Here is an 18,702-nt window from a genome sequence, read left to right as displayed (position 1 = left end):
GCCGCGCGCGCCAGGCCCTGGGCTCGGCCGGCGACGGCGCGGGCGCGCTCCTCGGAGGTGCGCAGGGCGAGCCGGGCCTCCGTCTCGGCCGCACGCGCCCCGGTGGCGGCCTGCTGGGCGGCGTCGCGCGCCGCCTGGGCGCCGGCGATCTCCTCCTCGGACTGCGCGGGCTCGGCCTCCGCCACCTCCAGCCGCCGGGCGAGCTCGGCGAGCTCGGCCCCGTCCGCCTCGCGGCGGGCGAGGGCCTGCTCGAGCGTCGTGCGGTGGCGGTCGGCCTCGGCGCGCGCGGCGCGCTGCGCCGAGCCCAGGGTGCCGAGCCGCTCGGCGACCGCCGCCAGCGCGGCGTCCGACTCGTGCAGCCGCTCCAGCGTCTCGTCGTACCGGTCCTGCGCCGTCGCCAGGCGCTCGCGCGCGGCGACCAGCTCGAAGCGGCAGCGCTCCCCCTCCGCCGTGGCCTCGGCCGCCTGCTGGCGCGCCTCGTCGAGCGCAGACTGCAGGTGCAGCACGCTCGGGGCGGCCGCCGAGCCGCCCCACGCGCGGGTGCCGCCGAGCAGGTCGCCGGCCCGCGTGGCCGCGACGACGTCGGGCCGCGCGCGGACCAGCGCCCGCGCCTGGGCGAGGTCCTCGACGACGACGACGTCCGCCAGCAGGGTGCGCAGCGGCGCCGCCGCCGGTCCGCTGACGCTGACCACGTCGAGCGCGCGGCGGGCGCCGTCCGGCCACGCGGGGTCCGGCGCCGCCGGGGCCGCGTCTGCCGCGGCGTCCCCGTCGGGCGCGCCGACGACCAGCCCGGCGCGGCCGGCGTCGTCGTCGCGCAGCATCCGCAGCGCGTCGACCGCCGCGTCCAGGTCCGCGACGGCCACGGCGTCGGCGAGCGGGCCGAGCGCCGCGGCGACCGCCGCCTCGTACCCGGGCTCGACGCCGAGCAGCGCCGCCACCGAGCCCAGGACGCCCGGCGCGTCGGCCGCGAGGAGCGCGCCGGCGCCGTCCTTGCGGTCGAGGCTCAGCTCCAGCGCCTCGACGCGCGCCGACCAGGTGGCGCGCTCCTTCTCCGCCGCGTCCGCCCGCGCCTCGAGGTCGACGACGACACCGCGAGCGTCCTCGAGCGCGTCGGCGGCGGCCTCGTGCTCGGCGTCGAGGCCCTCCTCCCCGGCCTCGGCGCCCACGACCTGCGTCTCGAGGGCGACGAACTCCCGGGTCGCCTCCTCGGCGCGCCGCTCGGCGTCCTCGAGCGCCGAGCGCAGGCGCTCGATCTCGGACTCGGTCGCCTCCACGCGCGAGCGGCGGGCCGCCACCTGGCCGGCGAGCCGGGCCAGGCCCTCGCGGCGGTCGGCGGCGCCGCGCTGGAGGGTCGCGAGCTCCTGCTCCCCGGCCCGGGCGGCCTCCTCGGCGGCGGTGCGGGCCTGGACGGCGGCCTCGAGCGCCGCGCGGGCCAGCTCGACCTCGCGCTGCAGCTCCGCCTCGGCGGCGCGGGCGCGCTCGGCCTGCTCCTCGAGGGCGTCCGGGTCCTGCCCGCGGTGCTCCGGCTCGGCGGTGCCGAGCAGGCGCACCCGCTCGTCGGCCAGGGTCTGCAGGCCGCGCAGCCGCTCGCGCAGCGCCGACAGCGCGTGGAAGGTGTCCGCGGCGCGGGACGCCGCCGCCGTCGTGCCGGCCGCCGCGACCTCCAGCTGCGACAGCCGCGCCCGCGCCGCCTCGAGCGCCGCCTCGGTGGCGCGCTGCCGCTCGCGCAGCGCCGCCTCGTCGGCGGTGTCGGCCTCGATCTGGGCGGTCAGCTGGGCGAGGTCGTCGGCGAGCAGGCGGGCCTTGGCGTCGCGCAGGTCGGCCTGGACCGTGCGCGCCCGGCGGGCGGCCTCGGCCTGCCGGCCGAGCGGGCCCAGCTGGCGGCGCAGCTCGGCGGTCAGGTCGGTCAGGCGCGCGAGGTTGCCCTGCATCGCGTCGAGCTTGCGCAGCGCCTTCTCCTTGCGCTTGCGGTGCTTGAGGACGCCGGCTGCCTCCTCGACGAACCCGCGGCGCTCCTCGGGCGTGGCCCGCAGCACGGCGTCGAGCTGGCCCTGGCCCACCACCACGTGCATCTCGCGGCCGATGCCGGAGTCGCTGAGCAGCTCCTGGATGTCGAGCAGGCGGCACGGGCTGCCGTTGATCGCGTACTCGGACCCCCCGCTGCGGAACAGGGTCCGGGAGATCGTGACCTCGGTGTAGTCGATCGGCAGCGCGCCGTCGCTGTTGTCGATCGTCAGGGAGACCTCGGCGCGGCCCAGCGGAGGGCGGCCGGTGGTCCCGGCGAAGATGACGTCCTCCATCTTGCCGCCGCGCAGCGACTTGGCGCCCTGCTCGCCCATGACCCAGGCCAGGGCGTCGACGACGTTGGACTTGCCCGAGCCGTTGGGGCCCACGACGCACGTGATGCCCGGCTCCAGGTGCAGCGTCGTCGCCGAGGCGAACGACTTGAAGCCCCGGAGCGTGAGCGTCTTGAGGTGCACGGGCGGGAGCCTAGCCGCCGGCCCCGACGCGGCAGCGCACGCGGGCGCCGCCGAGGGGTGCCCGGAGCATCGTCGAGCCGGCGGTCGCAGCGCCCCTCCCCGCCGGCGGCCGACCATCGCCGCCGGGCGCACGTCGGTCTTCGCCCTGGCCCGGCCTTGGCCCGTTCGTCCCGACCCTGCCCGTGGCCCGGGCCTTGTCCCAGCCCCGGGCCGGCCCCGGGCCGGCCCCGGGCCGGCCCCGGCCTTCTGTTCGGTGATTCGTTGGCTGTTCGGCGATCCGGATCGCCGAACAGCCAACGAATCACCGAACAGTCGGCCAGCCGGAGGGTCGGGGCCGGGGCACGGCGCACTCGGACGGACGCGCACCACCGGCCCGCGCCAGCAGGCCCGCACCACGGGCCCGTGCCACAGGCCCGTGCCACAGGCCCGCGGCAGCACGCCCGCGCCACGGGGCCCGGACGACGGACGCCTCCGCCCACCGACGGACGTCGGCGCGCGGAGGCGTCAGGGCGACGGCGCGGGGCCGTCGGGCCGGTCCCCGGTCAGAGACCCGGGAACCAGAGCTTGATCTCGCGCTCGGCCGACTCCGGGGAGTCCGAGCCGTGCACGATGTTCTGCTGCACCTTCAGGCCCCAGTCGCGGGCGAGGTCGCCACGGATGGTGCCGGGCGCGGCGGTCGTCGGGTCGGTCGTGCCGGCGAGGGAGCGGAAGCCCTCGATCACGCGCTGGCCCTCGGCGACGACGGCGAGCGTCGGGCCGGACAGCATGAAGTCCACGAGCGGCTGGTAGAACGGCTTGCCCACGTGCTCGGCGTAGTGCTCGGCGAGCAGCTCGGGCGTCGCGGTGACCAGCTGCACGGCGGCCAGCGTGTAGCCCTTGGCCTCGATGCGCCGGAGCACCTCGCCGACCAGGCCGCGGCGCACGCCGTCGGGCTTGACCAGCACGAGCGTGCGCTCGACGGCGGGGGAAGCGGAGGGGGTGGCTTGCGTCATGGGCGGAAGCCTATCGGCCGGCCCGTGCCGCCGTCCCTGCCGGCGCCCGTCCGGTCACGGGCAACGGGCACGGCACCGGGCCACAGACGCAGACCGCCCCGCCGTCGGCGGACGGCGGGGCGGTCGGTGGAGTGCGGCGACGGGGCCGTCAGACGTTCGGCGCGGTCTCCGGGTGCTCGGCGTCGTAGGCGGCACGCTCCCGGTCGATCCGGGCGCCGAGCCGCAGCGAGACGACCCACATGATCACGAAGATGATCGCGACCACCCACATCATCGTCAGCACCAGTCCCGTCGCGAGCACGGGGATCTGCGCGACCGACCCGGCGACGTAGCCGCCGGGCGTGCCCATCATGCGCGAGAGCACGAGCAGCACGACGAACAGCGTGCCGCCGACGACCCAGATCGACGCCGGCGACGGCAGCTCGAAGGGGCCCTTCTCGTACGGCATGTCGCGCAGGCCGTACAGCGCCACCGCGGCGAAGGCCACGCAGAAGGCCTCGAGCGCCAGCACCGTGGAGGTGAACTGCACGCGGGCTGGCTTCTTCGGCTTGATGCGGTCGCCGGGGGCGGGACGGTCCTTGCTCACCGGTCCACGATATCCGCGGCGGGCCGCACGTCCGAAGCCGGGTTCCGCGCCGGACCGGCCGTCGCGTCGGCGACCGGGTCACCGGCGTCCGCCGTGGCGGGGTCCGCGGACCCCGGCACGAGCACCGTGTCGCCCTCGGCAGCGTCGGCACCGTCGGCAGCGGCGGCCTTGGCGGCCTTGGCCGGGTCGGCCTGGGCCTCGCCGCGGGCCACCATGCCGGCGACGTCGGACAGCTTGACCTCGCGCAGGAAGAACGCCAGCACGACGCCGACCACCACGAGCGGCAGCAGGTACCAGAACGCCGGGGCGAGCGCGTCCGCGTAGGCGTCGATGACGCCGGTCCGCAGCGGCTCGGGCAGCGCCTGCACCGCGGCGGGCGTCAGCGTCGCCTCGGACGCCGCGGCGTCGGTCCCGCCCTGGGCGCCGAAGACGCCGGTGAGGTTCTCCGTCAGGCGCGAGGTGAAGATCGTCGTGAACAGGGCGGTGCCCACCGCGGCGCCGATCTCGCGGAAGAAGTTGTTCGACGACGTCGCCGTGCCGAGCTCGTGCGGGTCCACGGCGTTCTGCACCGCGAGCACGATCGTCTGCATGACCAGGCCCAGGCCGGCGCCCAGCACGAAGATCATCGCGCCGAACAGGACCAGCGACATCTCGCCGGTGATCCGGGTCAGCCACACCATGCCGAGGGCCACCACGATCAGGCCCACGACCGGGAAGACCTTGTAGCGCCCGGTCTTGGAGATCGCGATGCCCGACGCGATCGAGGTGAGCATCACGCCGGCCATCATCGGCAGCATCAGCCAGCCGGACTCGGTGACGCCGGCGCCGGTGGACATCTGCAGGAACGTGGGCAGCATCGCCATGGCGGAGAACATGCCCATGCCCACGACCAGGCCGATCAGCGTGGTGATCGTGAACGTCGGGTTCTTGAACAGCCGCAGCGGGATCAGCGGCTCGGCGGCGCGGGTCTCGACCAGCACGAACGCGGCCACGGCGGCCAGCGTCACGGCCAGCAGGGTGGGCAGGCGCCAGTCGGTCCAGTCGTAGCCGCCCTCGGCGATGGTCTCCCAGCTGGTCAGCACGACGATGCCGGTGGTGGCCACGGCCATGGTCACGATGCCCGCCCAGTCGACGGGGCGCCCGGCGCGGTGGGTCGGCAGGCGCAGCGCCCACCAGGCGACGGCGAACGCCGCGATGCCGACGGGCACGTTGATCCAGAAGGTCCAGCGCCAACCGGGGCCCTCGGTGAGCCAGCCGCCCATCAGCGGGCCGATGACGGCGGAGATGCCGAACAGGGCGCCCATCGGGCCCATGTACTTGCCGCGCTCGGAGGCCGGGACGATGTCGGCGATGATCGCCTGCGACAGGATCATCAGGCCGCCGCCGCCCAGGCCCTGCACGGCGCGCCAGGCGACCAGCTCGGGGAAGTTCTGCGCGAACCCGGCGCCCGCCGAGGCGATGGTGAACAGGCCGACGGCGACCAGGAACGGCCAGCGCCGACCCCACAGGTCGCCGAACTTGCCGTACAGCGGCATCGCGACGGCGATGGCGAGGATGTAGGCGGTGATCACCCAGCCCTGGTGCGCGACGCCCTCGAGCTCGCCGACGATCGTGGGCATCGCGGTGCCGACGATGGTCTGGTCGAGGGACGACAGGAACATCGACGCCATGAGGGCGCCGAAGATCAGCCAGACGGTGCGTGGGGTCAGGACGACGAGCGGCTTGTCCGCCGTCGCTGTCGGGGCGTGGCTCACGGTTCTCCCTGAGTCGTGGTGGGTGAGGCTGGCCGCTCCCGGGCGCGGCCGGGAGCGAGATCGGTCGGCCGCCCGGCGGTGCCGGGCGGGGGCTGACGTGCAATGAGGCGTGCGGAGCGGTGTGCGGAGTAGCGCGGGGTGTGTCGTCAGGCGCCGGCGGTCAGGCGGTCAGGAGCCGGCCACCGCGGCGAGGTCCTCGACGGCGGCGTGCACGTGCACGGCGATGTCGCGCCCGCGCCCGGCGGCGTCCCACCGCTCACCCGTGGCTCGGACGAGCGTGAGCACCAGGTGCGAGCAGAACGTCGGGCCGGCCGGCAGCGGTCGGGCGAGGTGACGCTGCGCCAGCAGCGTCTCGACCTGCGCCCGGTGCTCCTCCAGCCAGCCGAGGTGGCGGGCGACGAGCCGCGGCTCGGCCGCCATCACGCGGAACGCCCGCTCGCCGCGCTCCGGGTGCTCGGTGGCCCCCTCGACGAGCGCCAGCAGCAGCACCTCGAGGTCGGGCAGGAACTGGCCGGTCGGCCCGCCGGCGACGAACGCCGCGGTGACCGCCGCGTCCAGGTCGAGCTCGCGGTGGCCGAGCACCGCCGCGTCCTTGGTGTCGAAGTAGTTGAAGAAGGTGCGCGGCGAGACGCCCGCCTCCTCGGCGATCGCCTCCACGGTGACCGCGTCGAGCCCGTGGGCGAGCACGAGCCGCTGGGCGGCGTCGACGATCGCGTCGGCGCGCGCCTGCTTCTGGCGCTCGCGCAGGCCGGGGGTCGCGGTGGTCACCCCACAATCATGCAGTCACTGCAAACTTGCACCAAGCGCAATTCGATGTGATGCCGGTCACGTCTCGGGGTTCTGCTCCAGCAGCGCGACGACGGCGCGCACGGCCTCGGCGGCGCCCGGGCCGCTCGCGGCGACCTCGACCTCCGTGCCGCCCCGCACGCCGAGCGTCATGAGCTGCAGCAGGCTCGCGGCGTCGGCGCCGTCGACGGTGACCGGCACGCCGAGCTCGGCCACGGTCCGGGCGAGGACGGCGGCCGGGCGGGCGTGCAGGCCGAGCGGGTCGCGCACGACGACCCGCGCCACCTGCCGGTCCTCGGCGGCCGTGCGGCCCGCCGCGCCCGGCGCGGGCGCCGACTCCACGCCGGCCCCGACGGCCGCGGCGGCCCGCGCCTGGGCCGGTCCGCCCGCCGCCTCCGGCTTCGTGGCTCCCCCGCCCGGCTGCACCGCTCCCCCGCCGGGCGTCGCCACGAACGTCGCCCCGGCCGCCTCGGCCGCGGCGACGACGTCGGCGAGCGCCTTGCCCTGCTGCGCCGCCACGGCGGCGGCCACGGCGCCCTCGACGAACGGCGCGGTGGCGAGCCGCACGCGCCCGGCGAGGTCGTCGTCGAGCTCGAGCACGGACTCGACGGTCAGCACCGCCGAGCCGAGGTCGGCGAGCACGGCGGCCGCGTCGGCGCGGGCCAGCGCGGCGTCCACGGCGGCGCGCACCACGTCGTAGGACGTGCCGAGCGTGCCGTCGGGCATCCCCGCGCCGGGCAGCACCGCGACGTCGGGCGCCATCTGCCCGGCGAGCTCCGCCGCGCCCTCCGCCAGCCGTGCGGAGTGCGAGACCAGCACCAGGGCGACGCTCATGCGGGGTCGGCCGCCTCGGCCGCCACCACCGCCGCGCGCAGCAGCAGCGCCGTCGAGCGCGCGCCCGGGTCCTCGTGGCCGGCGGACCGCTCCCCGAGGTAGGAGGCCCGGCCCTTGGTGGCCACGAGCGGGATGGTCGCCGTCGCGCCGGCGTCGGCGGCGTCGGCCGCCGCCCGCAGCACGGCCACGCCGTCCCCGCCCTCGCCCGCGACCTTGCCCGCCGCGTCGACGGCGGCCTGCCACGCGTCGACCATCGTCTTCTCGCCGGTGCGGGCGTGGCCGCGCGCCTCGATGCCCTCGAGCGCCGCCTCGAGCATCGCGACGACGCTCGGCGCCTCGATCGCCTCGCGCCCGCACACCTTCGACGCGCGCAGGAACGCCGTGCCGTACAGCGGGCCGGCCGCCCCGCCGACCGTCGACATGAGCGTGGTCGCGACGAGCTTGAGCACGTCGCCGACCTGTGCGGGCCCGCCGTCCGGCGCCGCGGCGACCTCGTCCAGCCGCGTCACCACGGCGCGAAACCCGCGGTCCAGGTTGGCCCCGTGGTCACCGTCGCCGATCTGCCGGTCCAGCTCCGTCAGCTCGTCCCGGTTCGCGGTCACCGCGTCCGCAGCCGTGCGGACCCACCGCTCCGCCCACTCGACGTCGAGCGTCATCCCTCGGTCCTCCGCCTTCCTCGTCCCGCGGGCCCGCGCGGGCCCGCGTGCCGACCTCCGTGCGGCGCGCTCACCACTGCAGCGCCGCGGTGCGCACCGGGGCGTCCCACAACGCCTCCAGCTCGTCGTCGAGGCGCAGCACGGTCACGGACGCGCCCTGCATCTCGAGCGACGTCACGTAGTTGCCCACGAGCGAGCGCGTGACCTCCACGCCGCGCTTCGAGAGCAGGTCGTGCGCCCGACCATAGACCACGTAGAGCTCGCTCAGCGGCGTACCGCCCATCCCGTTGACGAACAGCAGGGTCCGCTCCCCCGCCTCCAGGGTCAGGTCCTCGACGACGGGCTCCAGCAGGGCCTGGGTGACCTCGGTGGCCGTCGACATGGGGACGCGCCGCCGCCCGGGCTCGCCGTGGATGCCGATGCCGATCTCGATCTCGTCGTCGGCGAGGTCGAAGCCGGGCCGCCCGACGTGCGGCACGGTGGCCGGCGTCAGCGCGACGCCCATCGAGCGCACGCCCGCGATGACGCGCTCGGCGACGCCCCGCACCCCGGCGAGGTCGTCGCCTCGCGCCGCCGCGGCGCCGGCGATCTTCTCGACCAGCACGGTGCCGGCGACGCCGCGCCGCCCGGCCGTGTACAGCGAGTTCTCCACGGCGACGTCGTCGTCCACGACCACCGTGGCGACCTCGACGCCCTCGGCCTCGGCGAGCTCGACGGCGGTCTCGAAGTTGAGCACGTCGCCGGTGTAGTTCTTGACGATCGCCAGGACGCCCGAGCCGGAGTCCGACGCCTGGATCGCGGGCTGGATCTGGTCGGGCGTCGGCGAGGTGAACACGGCGCCGGGCACGGCGGCGTCGAGCATGCCGTCGCCGACGAAGCCGGCGTGCAGCGGCTCGTGGCCGGAGCCACCGCCGGAGACGAGTCCCACCTTGCCGGAGACCGCGCCGCCGGCCCGGGTGACGTAGGTGGGCGCGTAGTGGACCTCGACCAGGTCGGCGTGCGCGAGCGCGAAGCCGGCGAGCGAGTCGTCGACGGCGTTCGCCGGGTCGTCGAGCAGCTTCTTCATGGGTGCGTCCTCTCCCTGGTAGCCCTCGCCGTCGAGGGCCTCCGGGGCCATTCCACACCCGGCGAGGGCCCTGCGCACAGAGCCCTCGCGCCCGTTCACCCCGACGGGCGGGCAGGCCGCCGCCGGTCTCAGGTGTAGTACAGCGCCACGCGGCGCCCGTCCACCTCGTGGATCGTCACGTCGACCTCGTAGACCTCCGTGAGCACCTCGGTGGTGATGACCTCCTGCGGCGAGCCGTGGGCCACCACGCGCCCGTCGCGCATCGCCACGACGACGTCGGACCAGCAGGACGCGAAGTTCACGTCGTGCAGCACGGTCACGACGGTCTTGCCGAGGTCGTCGGCGGCGCGGCGCGCGAGGGCCATCATGGCGCGCGCGTGCTTGAGGTCGAGGTTGTTCAGCGGCTCGTCGAGCAGCACGTAGTCGGTGTCCTGCGCCAGCACCATGGCGACGAACGCGCGCTGGCGCTGGCCGCCGGACAGCTCGTCGAGGAACCGGTGCTGCAGGTCGGTCAGCTCCAGGTACTCCAGCGCCGCGTCGACGTGCGCGCGGTCCTCGGCGGTCGTGCGGCCCTTGGTGTGCGGGTAACGGCCGAAGGTCACGAGGTCGCGCACGGTGAGGCGCACCGCGAGGTGGTTGTCCTGGCGCAGGATGCCCAGGCGGCGTGCCATCACGTCGCCCGCGGTGCGGGCCACGTCGTCGCCGTCGACGACGACGCGCCCGCCGTCGGACGGCAGCAGCCGCGCGACCATCGACAGGAACGTCGACTTGCCGGCGCCGTTGGGCCCGATGATCGAGACCACGCCGCCGGCGGGCAGGTCGATGGACACGTCGTCGACGACGACGGCGGTGCCGTAGCGCTTGGTGACGCCCTCGGCGCGGATGGACCGGGCGCGCGGCGCGGCCGCGCCCGGGGTGCCCGCCGCGCCGGCGGGCGCGCTCGCCGTCGCCGTCATCGCCGCCTGCTCCCCGCGACCAGCATGCCGATGAACACGATCCCTCCCAGGAACTCGACGACGACGCTGAGCACGGTGTCCTGGCCCAGCAGGTGCTCCAGCACGGCCTGCCCGCCCACGAGCGTGACGACGGCGAGCAGCGCCGCCGCCGGCAGGGTGACCGCGTGCCGGTGGCTGCCCGCCAGCGCGTACGCGAGGTTCGCGACGAGCAGCCCGAAGAAGGTGATGGGCCCCACGAGGGCCGTGGAGACGGAGACGAGCACCGCCACCAGCGCGATGAGCAGCAGCGACGTGCGGCGCACGTCGAGGCCGAGGGCGACCGCCGTCTCGCGGCCGAGCGCCAGCACGTCCAGGCGGCGGCGCATCGCCCACAGCACGGCGCTGCACACGGCCACGACGGCCGCCGCGACGGCGAGCAGCCGCTCGTCGACGGCGCTGAAGCTGGCGAACAGCCGCCCCTGCAGCACCTGGAACTCGCTGGGGTCCATGACGCGCTGCAGCAGCGCGGTGACCGAGCGCAGCAGCGTGCCCAGCACGACCCCGACCAGCAGCACGAGGTGCAGCGAGCGGCGCGCCCCGCCGAACAGCCCGAGGAACAGCGCCAGGGACGCGCCGAGCATGACGACCACCGAGACGCCGAACTGCGGCAGCGCGCCGATGCCGGCGACCGCGACGCCGCCGAGGACGAAGACGAGCGCGGTCTGGATCGCCTGGTACAGGGCGTCGAAGCCCATGATCGACGGCGTGAGGATGCGGTTGGCGGTGAGCGTCTGGAAGACGACCGTGGAGACCGCCACCGCGACGCCGACCACGACCATGGCCGCCACGCGCCGGCCGCGGAACGGCAGCACGAACGCCCACCCCGCGCGCACGTTCACCGTGAGGTAGACGGCGACCACGACGAGCGCCAGCAGCGCGAGGCCGGCGAGCACGAGCACCTCGCGGCGGCGGCGCCGGCGCTCGGCGTCGGAGCGCCCGGGGCCTGCGCGTCCGGGCCCCTGGGCCACCGGACCGGAGCCCGAGGCGCCCGAGACGCCCGCGGCGCCGAGCGGGTGCGGCAGGACCTCAGCCGACATCGGGGGCCTTTCGCAGCAGGAGCCAGAGGAACACGGCGGCGCCGACCACGCCCATGACGACGCCGATGGGGATCTCGTACGGGCGGATCACCAGGCGGCCGACGACGTCGCACACCAGCACGAGCGCGGCGCCGAGCACCGCCACCCAGGGCAGCGAGCGGCGCAGGTTGTCGCCGACGAGCATGCTGACCACGTTCGGCACGACGAGCCCCAGGAACGGCAGCGCCCCGACGGTGACGACCACGACCGACGAGGAGACCGCGACCACCGCCAGGCCGAGTGCCATGACGCCGCGGTAGCCGAGGCCGAGCGCCGTGGCGACGTCGCGGCCCATGCCCACCACGGTGAAGCGGTCGGCGACCAGGTAGACGACCAGCGTCATCGCGCCGACGAGCCACAGCAGCTCGTAGCGGCCCTCCATGACGCCGGAGAAGTCGCCGGTCAGCCAGGCCGACAGGGTCTGCATGAGGTCGTACCGGTAGGCCAGGTAGGCGGCCAGCGCGCCGACGACGCCGCCGAGCATGATGCCCACCAGCGGCACCGTGACCACCGAGCGGATCGGCACGGCGCGCAGGACGCCGAGGAACAGCAGGGTGCCCAGCACCGCCGCGAGCGACCCCACGGCGATCTTGCCGGTCATGCTGAGCGCGGGCGCCCAGATGGTCACCGCGAGCAGGCCGAGCGAGGCGGACTCCGTGGTGCCGATCGTCGACGGCTCCACGAAGCGGTTGCGCACGAGCATCTGCATCACGACGCCGGCGACGGCCGTGGCCGCCCCGGCCAGCAGCAGGGCCACGGTCCGCGGCAGGCGGGACAGGCGCACCAGCTCCCAGGCGTGCGGGTCGCCGGCCAGCAGCGCACCGGGCGAGACGTCGCCCGCGCCGACGAGCAGGGAGACGACGGCGCCGGCGGCGAGGAGGGCCAGCCCGCCCGCCCACAGCAGCGCGCGGCGCGGGCCGGAGGGCGCCGCGCGCTCCCCGGCCCGAGCCGCCACGGTGGCCGCTGCCAACGTCAGGCCTTCTCGTCCAGCGCGGCCGAGACGTCGTCGGCGATCTGCTGGAGGGCCACGACGCCGCCGCCCATGATGTACCAGCTGGTCGGGTCGGCGTAGACGATGCGGTCGTTCTTCGCGGCCTTCGTGCCGTTCACCAGCTCGTTGTCCATGACCTGCTGGGCCGCCTCGCCGCCCTCGCCGGTGGCGGCGTCGCGGTCGATGACGAAGATCCAGTCGGGGTCGTGCTCGGCGATGAACTCGAACGAGATCGCCTGGCCGTGCTGGGCCTCCTCGGTGACCTCCGCGGCGGGCGCGAAGCCGAGCTGGTCGTGCAGGAAGCCGAAGCGGCCGCCGGGGCCGTAGGCGGTGACCTTGCCGCCCGAGGTCAGGACGATGAGCGCGTTCCCCGCGTCCTGGGACTTCTCCGCGACCTCGGCGACCTTCGCGTCGAGGTCGTCGACCAGCTGCTGGGCCTCGGCGGTCTTGCCGAAGATCTCGCCGAGCTTCAGGGCGTTCTCCTCGGACGAGGCGACGTTGTCGGCCCAGTCGTTGGACAGGTCCACGGTCGGGGCGATCTTCGCCAGCTCCGGGTAGGCGGCCGAGGAGCGGCCCGCAACGACGATGAGGTCGGGCGCCTCGGCGGCGATCGTCTCGTAGTCGGGCTCGAACAGCGTGCCGACGTCGACGACGTCCTCGTCGGCGGCGAGGTCCTCGAAGCCGGCCGGCGGGTTGCTCTTCGGGATGCCGTCGATCTCGACGCCGAGCTCCTGCATGACCGCGGCAGCGGCGAAGTCGAAGACGAAGACCTTCTGCGGCGTGCCGTCGAGCTCGGTGGAGCCCTGGGCGTGCTCGACGGTGATCGGGCCGGACGCCGCGGCGGGGGCGGACGAGGCGGGCTCGCCGGCCTCGGAGGTGCCGCCGCAGGCGGCCAGGACGAGCGCGACGGCGGCGGCCGGGGCGGCCAGCCGGGCGGCGCGCAGGGCGGAGCGGACGGTGGTCACGCGGGACTCCTCGGTGGGGACTGAAGCTGCGGGGCGCAGCACGGGCACGGGTCGTCCGGCGCTGACGCGCGGGCGACTTAGCGCTGCCTAACCTAAGTGACGGTCGTCGCCTCGTCCAACAATTCCGCAACGGCGGTGTTGCGTAAATGTCCCGGTAGATGACGTGTCAGAACCCTGGTGCGCTCTGGCGCACCAGGGTTCTGACAGTCGCGTTCCGGCGCGGGGCCGGTGGGTGACGCCCGCTGCGGGCCAGCGGCGCCCGAGGGTGCGGTCAGCCGCGCCCGAGCAGGATGCGCGCGTCGGCCACCGTGATCACCGAGCCGGTCACCAGGACGCCGGTGCCGATGCCGCTGCCGACGGGGTCGTGCCGCTCGGCCAGGTCGGTCGCCACCTGGAGCGCCTCGTCGAGCCGCTCGGCCACGTGCACCCGGTCCTCGCCGAAGACGTCGCGGGCGACCTCGGCCAGGTCCTGCGGGTCCGCGGAGCGCGGCGCGGAGTTCCGCGTGACGACGATCTCCGCGAGCGTCGGCTCGAGGGCGGCGAGCAGCCCCTCGGCGTCCTTGTCGGCCATGATCGCGACCACGCCCACCAGGTGGCGGAAGTCGAACGCCTCGTCCAGGGTGGCGACCAGGGCCTCGGCGCCGTGCGGGTTGTGCGCGGCGTCGGCGATGACTGTCGGCGAGGCGCGCACCAGCTCCACGCGCCCGGGCGAGGTGACGCCCGCGAAGCCCGCCTCGACCAGGGCGCCGTCGAGCGCCCCGCCCCCGCTGAGCAGCGCCTCGGTGGCCGCGAGCGCCAGCAGCGCGTTGTGCGCCTGGTGCTCGCCGTGCAGCGGGACGAAGACGCCGGTGTACAGCCCGGCCGGGGTGCGCAGGTCGACCATCTGGCCGCCCACGGCGAGCTGGCGGCCGGCCACCTCGAGCTCGACGCCCTCGCGCAGCAGGTGCGCCCCGACCTCGGCCGCCCGCGCGCGCAGCACGGCGTCGGCCTCCTCGGTCTGGGCGGCGACCACGGCGGTGGAACGCGCCTTGATGATCCCGGACTTCTCGGTGGCGATCTCCTCGACCGTGGAACCGAGCCAGCGCTCGTGGTCCACGGCCACGGGCGTGACCACCGCGACGTCGCCGTCGGCGACGTTGGTGGAGTCCCAGAAGCCGCCCATGCCCACCTCGACGACGGCGACGTCCACCGGGGCGTCGGCGAACGCGGCGAACGCCATCACGGTGAGCACCTCGAAGAAGCTCAGCCGCGGCCCGCCCGCCTCCTGCGACTCGCGGTCGACCACGCCGATGTACGGCGCGACGTCCTCGAACACCTCGACGAACCGCGCCGCGCTCAGCGGCTCGCCGTCGACCTGGATGCGCTCGGTGACGCTGGTCAGGTGCGGCGAGGTGAACAGGCCGGTGCGCAGGCCGTGCTCGCGCACCAGGCTCTCGACCATGCGGGCCGTGGAGGTCTTGCCGTTGGTGCCGGTCAGGTGCACCACGCGGTAGGCGCGGTGCGGGTCGCCGAGCAGCTCCAGCACGCGGCGCACGCGGTCCAGCGTCGGGTCGATGTCGTGCTCCGGGGCGCGCGACATGATCTCCCGGTAGACCTCGCGGAGCGACTCCTGCGCGGCGACCTCCTCGGCGGCCTGCTGGGCCGCCTTGCGGCCCGAGCCCTTGGCGCCCCGGGCGCTCATCGGGCCTCCCCCGCCTCGGTGGCGGCGCCGGACCCGGCCGCGGCGTCGGCCTTGGCGACGCGCACGGCGCGCTCGGCGCCGTCGGCGGGGGCCACCACGAGCTCGACCGCGAGCGTCTCGGTCATCACCAGCTCGCGGTGCGCCTCGACGTCGCCCACGTGCTCGGCCGGCACGTCGAGCTCGAGGCGGATGCGGTCGCTGACCTCGAGGCCGGCGGCCTTGCGGGCGTCCTGGACGTCGCGCACGACGTCGCGGGCGTAGCCCTCGGCCTCCAGCTCCGGGGTCAGGGCCAGGTCGAGGACGGCGAACCCGCCGCCGGGCAGGACGCTGGCGGCGACGTTCTCGCCGGCCTCGTCGCCCACCACGGTGGTCAGCTCGTACTCGGTCTCGAGCAGCGGCACGTCGCCGTCGTCGGTGGTGACGACGACGCCGTCCGCCGTCTGGCGCCACGCGCCGGCCTTGGCGGCCTTGATGACCGCCTGCACCCCCCGGCCCAGGCGCGGGCCGGAGGCGCGGGCGTTGACCGCCAGCCGCTCGGTGATGCCGAACCGCTCGGCCGCGCCCGCGTCGGCCTGGACGAGGTCCACGGCCTTGACGTTGAGCTCGCTCGCGAGCAGGCCCACGTAGTCGCGCAGCGCCTCCGGGTCCTCGACGGCCACGGTGAGGCGGGCCAGCGGCTGGCGCACGCGCAGCTTGTTCGCCTTGCGCAGCGCCAGCGCGGTCGACACCACCGCGCGCACCTCGTCCATCGCGGCGACCAGGGCGTCGTCGGCCACCAGGGCGGCCTCGGGAACCTGGTGGACCGCGACCGCGTACATGCCGTCGGCACCCTCGAACCGCTCGCCGACCTCCTGCGTGGTGGCCGGCCAGTCGGCCAGGTGCACCGACCGGCCGCCGGTCAGGCCGCGCCAGACCTCCTCGGCCAGGAGCGGCGCGAGCGGGGCCATGACGCGGCACAGCACCTCGAGGGCGGTGTACAGGGTGTCGAACGCGTCCGCGTCCTCCTCCCAGAACCGGTCGCGCTGGGTTCGCACGTACCAGTTGGTCAGCACGTCGAGGTGCTCGCGCACCGACTCGCACGCCCCGGCGATGTCGTAGACGTCCAGCTGCTCGGTGACGCGCACGACGAGGTCGTGCGTGCGGGCCAGCAGGTAGCGGTCCAGGGCGGGCAGGCTCGGCACGCGCTCGGGCGTGACCTGCTGCGCGGTGTACCCGGCGCCGCCCTTCGCGGAGTTCGCGTACAGGGTGAAGAAGTAGTACGTGCTCCACAGCGGCAGCAGCACCTGGCGCACCGAGTCGCGGATGCCCTCCTCGGTGACCACGAGGTTGCCGCCGCGCAGGATCGGCGAGGACATGAGGAACCACCGCATGGCGTCGGAGCCGTCGCGGTCGAACACCTCGTTGACGTCCGGGTAGTTGCGCAGCGACTTGCTCATCTTGCGGCCGTCGGAGCCCAGCACGATGCCGTGCGAGACGGACGTGCGGAACGCGGGCCGGTCGAAGATCGCCGTCGCCAGCACGTGCAGCGTGTAGAACCAGCCGCGGGTCTGGCCGATGTACTCGACGATGAAGTCGCCGGGGTAGTGGTCCTCGAACCACTCGCGGTTCTCGAACGGGTAGTGCACCTGGGCGTACGGCATCGAGCCGGAGTCCACCCACACGTCCATGACGTCCTCGACGCGGCGCATCGTCGACCTCCCGGTCGGGTCGTCCGGGTTGGGCCGGGTGAGCCGGTCGATGTACGGCCGGTGCAGGTCGGTGACCTCCACGCCGAAGTCGCGCTGCAGCTCCTCGAGCGAGCCGTAGACGTCGACGCGCGGGTACTCGGGGTTGTCCGACTTCCACACCGGCACCGGCGAGCCCCAGAACCGGTTGCGCGTGATGGACCAGTCGCGGGCGCCCTCGAGCCACTTGCCGAACTGGCCGTGCTGGATGTGCTCCGGCGTCCAGGAGATCTGCTCGTTGAGCTCGAGCATCCGCTCCTTGATCTTGGTGACGGCCACGAACCACGACGACACGCCCATGTAGATCAGCGGCTGCCGGCAGCGCCAGCAGTGCGGGTAGGAGTGCGCGTACGACTCGCGGCGCAGCAGCACCGTGCCGGCGCTGGTGGCGCCCAGGGCGCCGACCTCGGCCGCGGGCGCGCCGCCGCCCTGCGCGGCGTCGAGGCGGGTGCGGGCCTTGAGGTGGTCGATGATCACCGGGTTGGCGTCGAAGACCTGCAGGCCCTCGTAGTCGACGACCGGGAAGGTGAACTTGCCGTCCGCGCCGACCGGGATGACGGGCTCGACGCCCTCGCGGTCGGTGACGACCTTGTCCTCCTCGCCGAACGCGGCGGCGTTGTGCACGAGGCCGGTGCCGTCCGTCGTCGTGACGTAGTCGGCGGCCACCACGCGGTGGGCGCGGTCGTGGCCGCGGTAGTAGGTGAACGGCGGCTCGTACGCGGCGCCGACCAGGTCGGCGCCCCGCAGGCGCGCGACGACCTGCGTCGCGACGTCCTCGACGCCCTCGTCCTTGAGCTCGCGCTCGTAGGCGGCCAGGCGGTCGGCGGCGAGCAGGTAGCGCTCCGCGACGCCGGTGAAGCGCGACTCGACGACGACGTACTCGATGTCGTCGCCGACGGTGACCAGCAGGTTGCTGGGCAGCGTCCACGGCGTCGTCGTCCAGATGAGCACGAGGTCGCCGGCGCGCACGCCCGCGGCCTCGGCCGACGCCGGGACGTCGGTGAGGCGGAAGCCGACGGTCACGGCCGGGTCCTGGCGCTGCTGGTAGACGTCGTCGTCCATGCGCAGCTCGTGGTTGGACAGCGGCGTCTGGTCGTTCCAGCAGTAGGGCAGCACGCGGAAGCCCTCGTAGACCAGGCCCTTGTCCCACAGCTGCTTGAAGCCCCACATGACGGACTCCATGTAGGACAGGTTCAGCGTCTTGTAGTCGTTGTCGAAGTCGACCCAGCGCGCCTGGCGGGTGACGTAGTCGCGCCACTCGGACGTGTACCTCAGCACCGACTGGCGGCAGGCCTCGTTGAACTTCTCGATGCCGAGCTCGAGGATCTCGTCCTTGGTCTTGATGCCGAGCTGGCTCATGGCCTCGAGCTCGGCCGGCAGGCCGTGGGTGTCCCAGCCGAAGCGGCGCTCCACGCGGCGCCCACGCATCGTCTGGTAGCGCGGCACCACGTCCTTGGCGTAGCCCGTCAGCAGGTGGCCGTAGTGCGGCAGGCCGTTGGCGAACGGCGGGCCGTCGTAGAAGACGAACTCGTTGCCGCCGTCCTCGCCCGCGGGGTTCTTCTCCACCGACGCCTTGAAGGTGTCGTCGGCCGCCCAGTAGGCGAGCACGCCGCGCTCCAGCGCGGGCAGGTCCGGGGAGGCGGGGATGCCGAAGGCGGCGCCGGGCCGGTTCTCGGCCTGGTCCTGACCGGCCTGGTTCTCGGACGACGCGTGCAGCGGATAGGCCATGGCGGGCGGCTCCTCGAGCGGTGGTACGGGCACGTTCTCGGCTGCGAGGACGACGTCGCCCGTGCGCTGCGCGCCCGGTGCGGTGCCGCGGTACCACCCCGCTTGCCGGCCCTCCGCCGCCGCACGGCCTGCGCGGGGGACGCGCGTCGTGCGGCGACGAGCGGGCCGACCGCTCGTTCACGGCTGTGACGGGCCTACCCGTCCGGTTCTACTGAGCGGACCCGCTGGTCGCGGGGCCGCCGTTCTTCCGGAGGCTCGCCGGTGATGGCCGGGTCGACGCCTGTGCCTCCATGGTAGCCAGGGGCGCAACTCCGCCTCGCCCTGCCCCGCCTCTCCGCCCTCCGCGCTCCCGACCGCCGGTTCACGCCGAGACTTGAGTTGTGGTTGC

The 18,702-nt window shown here is 74.9% G+C and carries 14 protein-coding genes; all 14 read right to left on the bottom strand.

Features of this window, described 5'->3' with window-relative positions; translation table 11 throughout:
- Positions 1-2,480: chromosome segregation protein SMC (smc, locus tag GSF02_RS02695; protein WP_159792449.1), on the bottom strand; the 2,480-nt coding region annotated here is incomplete at its 3' end.
- 542 nt (positions 2,481-3,022) lie between these two features.
- Positions 3,023-3,472, bottom strand: a complete 450-nt coding sequence (gene ndk / locus GSF02_RS02690; protein WP_159792447.1) for a nucleoside-diphosphate kinase — start codon at positions 3,470-3,472, stop codon at positions 3,023-3,025.
- 148 nt (positions 3,473-3,620) lie between these two features.
- On the bottom strand, positions 3,621-4,058 hold the full coding sequence (locus tag GSF02_RS02685) for a DUF4233 domain-containing protein (RefSeq protein WP_159792445.1): 438 nt from the start codon (positions 4,056-4,058) through the stop codon (positions 3,621-3,623).
- Positions 4,055-5,812: an MDR family MFS transporter gene (locus GSF02_RS02680; protein ID WP_159792443.1), complete on the bottom strand. Its 1,758-nt coding sequence runs from the start codon at positions 5,810-5,812 to the stop codon at positions 4,055-4,057. Before GSF02_RS02680 ends, GSF02_RS02685 begins: the two co-directional genes overlap by 4 nt.
- 168 nt (positions 5,813-5,980) lie before the next feature.
- On the bottom strand, positions 5,981-6,580 hold the full coding sequence (locus tag GSF02_RS02675; RefSeq protein ID WP_159792441.1) for a TetR/AcrR family transcriptional regulator: 600 nt from the start codon (positions 6,578-6,580) through the stop codon (positions 5,981-5,983).
- Positions 6,581-6,637: 57 nt separating this feature from the next.
- Complete coding sequence (gene dhaM / locus GSF02_RS02670) at positions 6,638-7,432, bottom strand: dihydroxyacetone kinase phosphoryl donor subunit DhaM (protein WP_159792439.1); 795 nt, start codon at positions 7,430-7,432, stop codon at positions 6,638-6,640.
- The gene (gene dhaL / locus GSF02_RS02665; protein ID WP_159792438.1) at positions 7,429-8,088 is read right to left on the bottom strand and encodes a dihydroxyacetone kinase subunit DhaL; all 660 of its coding nucleotides are present in this window, start codon (positions 8,086-8,088) and stop codon (positions 7,429-7,431) included. Before dhaL ends, dhaM begins: the two co-directional genes overlap by 4 nt.
- Positions 8,089-8,158: 70 nt before the next feature.
- A complete protein-coding gene (gene dhaK / locus GSF02_RS02660) occupies positions 8,159-9,154 on the bottom strand; it encodes a dihydroxyacetone kinase subunit DhaK (protein ID WP_159792436.1) in 996 nt (331 codons plus the stop codon).
- Between the two features lie 128 nt (positions 9,155-9,282).
- Positions 9,283-10,110: an iron ABC transporter ATP-binding protein gene (locus GSF02_RS02655; protein WP_159792434.1), complete on the bottom strand. Its 828-nt coding sequence runs from the start codon at positions 10,108-10,110 to the stop codon at positions 9,283-9,285.
- Positions 10,107-11,186: an iron chelate uptake ABC transporter family permease subunit gene (locus GSF02_RS02650; RefSeq protein ID WP_159792432.1), complete on the bottom strand. Its 1,080-nt coding sequence runs from the start codon at positions 11,184-11,186 to the stop codon at positions 10,107-10,109. Before GSF02_RS02650 ends, GSF02_RS02655 begins: the two co-directional genes overlap by 4 nt.
- Positions 11,176-12,195, bottom strand: a complete 1,020-nt coding sequence (locus tag GSF02_RS02645) for an ABC transporter permease (RefSeq protein WP_159792430.1) — start codon at positions 12,193-12,195, stop codon at positions 11,176-11,178. The genes GSF02_RS02650 and GSF02_RS02645 overlap by 11 nt, the downstream gene beginning before the upstream one ends.
- 2 nt (positions 12,196-12,197) lie before the next feature.
- Positions 12,198-13,181: a siderophore ABC transporter substrate-binding protein gene (locus tag GSF02_RS02640; RefSeq protein WP_201308744.1), complete on the bottom strand. Its 984-nt coding sequence runs from the start codon at positions 13,179-13,181 to the stop codon at positions 12,198-12,200.
- Between the two features lie 271 nt (positions 13,182-13,452).
- Positions 13,453-14,862 (bottom strand): bifunctional folylpolyglutamate synthase/dihydrofolate synthase, encoded by a 1,410-nt coding sequence (locus GSF02_RS02635; RefSeq protein WP_159792428.1) that lies wholly within the window; start codon positions 14,860-14,862, stop codon positions 13,453-13,455.
- On the bottom strand, positions 14,859-18,314 hold the full coding sequence (gene ileS / locus GSF02_RS02630) for an isoleucine--tRNA ligase (RefSeq protein ID WP_159792426.1): 3,456 nt from the start codon (positions 18,312-18,314) through the stop codon (positions 14,859-14,861). The genes GSF02_RS02635 and ileS overlap by 4 nt, the downstream gene beginning before the upstream one ends.
- Positions 18,315-18,702 lie beyond the last annotated feature (388 nt).

The sequence above is a fragment of the Puerhibacterium puerhi genome (assembly GCF_009846865.1).
In the GTDB taxonomy this organism is placed as follows: Bacteria; Actinomycetota; Actinomycetes; order Actinomycetales; family Cellulomonadaceae; genus Puerhibacterium; species Puerhibacterium puerhi.
This window is presented reverse-complemented; position numbering and strand designations above follow the sequence as displayed.